The organism is Streptomyces sp. NPDC033131, from assembly GCF_055578365.1.
On the sequence record NZ_JBVIPA010000105.1, the window covers coordinates 1 to 3,321 of the forward strand.

Here is a 3,321-nt window from a genome sequence, read left to right on the forward strand (position 1 = left end):
TTCTCAAGGAACGGACGCTTCCTTTGTACTCACCCTCTCGGGCTTTCCTCCGGGCTTCCCTTCGGTCTTGCGTTTCCGACTCTATCAGACCCTTTCGGTCCCGATTCCCTGTCGGAGAGGGTTGTCGTAATGCCTTGGCTTTCGCCTGTCGGCCTTTCGACATTCACTACGTTAGCCGATCCCTCCCGCCAACTCATAATCGAGTCCGCGAGTTCCGAATTCGGGCATGGGTGCACGCCGAATTGGCCCCCGCTGAGGGGAGAATCGAAGGTAGTGGTTTGTCCGCTTCCGGCTGCAGGCGATCGCCGTACCCGGTTCAAGCGGCTCGTGCCACGTTACGCATCTTCGGAGGGCGAGTCAACTTCGGCGGCGCCTGGGCACATGGGCCCGATAAGGGCTCACCGTCGGGTCGTTGGCGATCCAGAAGCGCCAGGGGTGTACACCTCCGTCGCCGGCCACTCCGGTGCGCGGGCCGTTGCTCACCTGGTCGCGGGGCACGGGCGTACCTGCCAGGACACACAGGGGGGTGTCCCCGGCGGCGCACGCGTCCGTGCCGTTCAGTGCGCGGTCCACGTCCAGGGCCGTGGCCAGGCGGGCCGGGCCTTTGGCCAGTTCCTTGTCGTTTCGGGCCGAGAGTCGACGTTTGCGGGCCAGCTCGGCGCCTTCGACGATCTCGCCGGCTCGGAGGAGGACGGCGCTCGACTCCCCCTCCGGACCACACACCAGGTTCATGCAGAACCACATGCCGTAGGTGAAGTAGACGTACACATGGCCGGGCGGACCGAACATCACGCCGTTGCGGGCCGTGCGGCCGCGATAGGCGTGGGAGCCGGGGTCGTTCGGGCCGTCGTAGGCCTCGACCTCCGTGAGGCGCAGCACGATCGGACCGTCCGGGGTGGTGCGTACGAGGGTGCGGCCGAGGAGGTCGGGGGCGACCTCCAGTACGGGTCGGTCGAAGAACTCTCGGGGCAGGGGCGTACGGTCGGGGGTCGCGATCATGCCGTCCGAGGGTAGTGCAGACGGGTGGGTGCGCCGAGGTGGTCAGGGGGCCTGCGTCTTGCCAGGGTGAGAGTGCGGAACCGGCCGCGGCCGGATCGCGTTTGTATGGATCAAGGACCCGCGCGCGTGGAGCGCCGGAAGCGCATGAAGCAGGACGACGGAACCGACGCAACAGGCGGTGCCCGAGGGGCCGCCTGAAGAGGGAGAAACATGGCGTTCAAGAAGCTGCTTGCGAGCCTGGGTGCCGGCGGGGCTTCGGTGGAAACGGTGCTGACCGAGGTCAACGTCGTTCCGGGCGGTGTCGTCCAGGGCGAGGTGCGGATCCAGGGCGGGTCCGTCGATCAGCAGATCGAGGCGCTCTCGGTCGGGCTGCAGGCCAAGGTCGAGGTCGAGAGCGGCGACCAGGAGTACAAGCAGGACATCGAGTTCACGAAGCAGCGGCTCGGCGGTGCCTTCGAGCTCAAGGCGAGCGCCGTGCACGTGGTGCCGTTCGGGCTGGAGATCCCGTGGGAGACGCCCATCACGATGATCGACGGTCGCGCGCTGCCCGCGATGCACATCGGGGTGACGACGGAGCTGGAGATCGCCCGCGCGGTGGACTCCGGTGACCTGGACCCGGTCAACGTGCACCCGCTGCCGGCCCAGAAGGCGATCCTGGACGCCTTCATCCAGCTGGGCTTCCGGTTCAAGAACGCCGACATGGAGCGCGGTCTCATCCGGGGTACGCGGCAGAAGTTGCCGTTCTACCAGGAGATCGAGTTTCTGCCGCCGCAGCAGTACCGCGGTCTGAACCAGGTCGAGCTGAGCTTCGTCGCGGACCAGAGCGCGATGGACGTCGTTCTGGAGATGGACAAGAAGCCGGGTCTGTTCAGCGAGAGCAGCGACACCTTCCGCTCGTTCCAGGTGGGTCTGCACGACTACCAGGGCACGGACTGGGTGGCATACCTCAACCAGTGGCTGTCCGAGGTCGGCAGCAAGCGCAACTGGTTCTAGGCTCGGAACCACTGACTCCAGAACCGATCAGGAGGTACCGAGGTGACCGAGCTCAAGCGGCGGCCGCTCCCCCATGACTTCCACCCGCCCGTCCCGCCGTTCACGGTGACGAGCGAGGACGTCACGGAGGGTGGGACGCTCAAGGACGCTCAGGTCCACGCGGCCGGCAACACCTCGCCGCAGCTGCGGTGGGAGGGTTTCCCGGCCGAGACCAAGAGTTTCGCCGTGACCTGCTACGACCCCGATGCTCCGACGGGCAGCGGGTTCTGGCACTGGGTGGTGTTCGACATCCCGGCGTCGGTGACCGAGTTGCCGGTGGGTGCGGGCAGCGGCAAGTTCGAGGGGCTGCCGGAGGGTGCCGTACACGCGCGGAACGACTACGGAACGAAGGAGTTCGGTGGTGCGGCGCCGCCACCCGGGGACGGGCCGCACCGGTACGTCTTCACGGTGTACGCGGTGGATCAGGACAAGCTCGGCCCGGACTCGGACGCCAGCCCGGCCGTAGTGGGCTTCAACCTGCGCTTCCACACGCTGGCGCGGGCGCAGTTGATCGGTGAGTACGAAGTGCCCGCCGAAGACTGACGTTCGAGAACGTTTGCCCGCCTCTGGTCTTGGAAGTGATCAGAGGCGGGCATTTTTTATTGCGTTGTCCATCTCGGCATGCCCGGCCAGAGTTGATCCAGCCCGCCACAGGGGTGGGCCGGTGCGCAGGGAGGTGGGCTGACATGCGGGACACGCTGGTACTGAACGCGAGCTTCGAGCCGCTGTCGACGGTGACGTTGAACCGAGCCGTCGTTCTGGTGCTTCAGGACAAGGCCGTCGTCGAGCAGTCCCACCCCGAACTGCGCATGCGCGGAGCCGCGGTCGACATACCGGCGCCCCGGGTGATCAGGCTGTGCAGGTACGTACGGGTGCCCTTCCGAAGACAAGCCCCGTGGTCGAGGCGGGGTGTCCTGATCCGGGATCGGCACCGGTGCGCGTACTGCGGCAGGCGGGGGACGACCGTGGACCACGTCGTGCCGCGGTCTCAGGGTGGCCAGGACACCTGGCTGAACACGGTGGCCTCGTGCGCACAGGACAACCACCGCAAGGCGAACCGGACGCCGGAGGAGGCAGGCATGCCGCTGTTGCGGCTGCCGTTCGAGCCGACCCCGGCGGACGCGATGCTGCTGTCGCTGGGCCACGAGGACTTCGGGGCGCTGCCAAAGTGGCTGGCGCGGGACGCGGCTTAGGGGCAATGCCGGTGACTTAGATGCCCTGCGCTCGTTGGTTGTGGTGTGGCGAGGGTGGGGCAGGTCAAGTCGCCTGCGGGCGAGCGTTTGTCGGACC

At 67.1% G+C, this 3,321-nt stretch carries 4 protein-coding genes; 3 read left to right on the forward strand and 1 reads right to left on the reverse strand.

Annotated elements, in window-relative coordinates; all coding sequences use genetic code 11:
• Positions 1 to 357: 357 nt before the first annotated feature.
• The gene (locus ACZ5XS_RS45600) at positions 358 to 999 is read right to left on the reverse strand and encodes a DNA-3-methyladenine glycosylase (protein WP_468661616.1); all 642 of its coding nucleotides are present in this window, start codon (positions 997 to 999) and stop codon (positions 358 to 360) included.
• A 210-nt stretch (positions 1,000 to 1,209) separates the two neighbouring features.
• Between ACZ5XS_RS45600 and ACZ5XS_RS45605 the strand changes: the two genes are divergently transcribed.
• From ACZ5XS_RS45605 to ACZ5XS_RS45615, 3 genes are all read left to right on the forward strand, one after another.
• On the forward strand, positions 1,210 to 1,992 hold the full coding sequence (locus tag ACZ5XS_RS45605) for a sporulation protein (protein ID WP_468661617.1): 783 nt from the start codon (positions 1,210 to 1,212) through the stop codon (positions 1,990 to 1,992).
• 42 nt (positions 1,993 to 2,034) lie between these two features.
• A complete protein-coding gene (locus tag ACZ5XS_RS45610; RefSeq protein WP_468661618.1) occupies positions 2,035 to 2,574 on the forward strand; it encodes a YbhB/YbcL family Raf kinase inhibitor-like protein in 540 nt (179 codons plus the stop codon).
• A 143-nt stretch (positions 2,575 to 2,717) separates the two neighbouring features.
• Complete coding sequence (locus ACZ5XS_RS45615; RefSeq protein WP_468661619.1) at positions 2,718 to 3,224, forward strand: HNH endonuclease; 507 nt, start codon at positions 2,718 to 2,720, stop codon at positions 3,222 to 3,224.
• Positions 3,225 to 3,321: the final 97 nt, after the last annotated feature.

What these genes read in the sequence shown, in the direction of transcription:
- ACZ5XS_RS45600 (WP_468661616.1), bottom strand. Translation starts at nt 999, where the DNA reads ATGATCGCGACCCCCGACCGTACGCCCCTGCCCCGAGAGTTCTTCGAC.
- ACZ5XS_RS45605 (WP_468661617.1), top strand. Translation starts at nt 1,210, where the DNA reads ATGGCGTTCAAGAAGCTGCTTGCGAGCCTGGGTGCCGGCGGGGCTTCG.
- ACZ5XS_RS45615 (WP_468661619.1), top strand. Translation starts at nt 2,718, where the DNA reads ATGCGGGACACGCTGGTACTGAACGCGAGCTTCGAGCCGCTGTCGACG.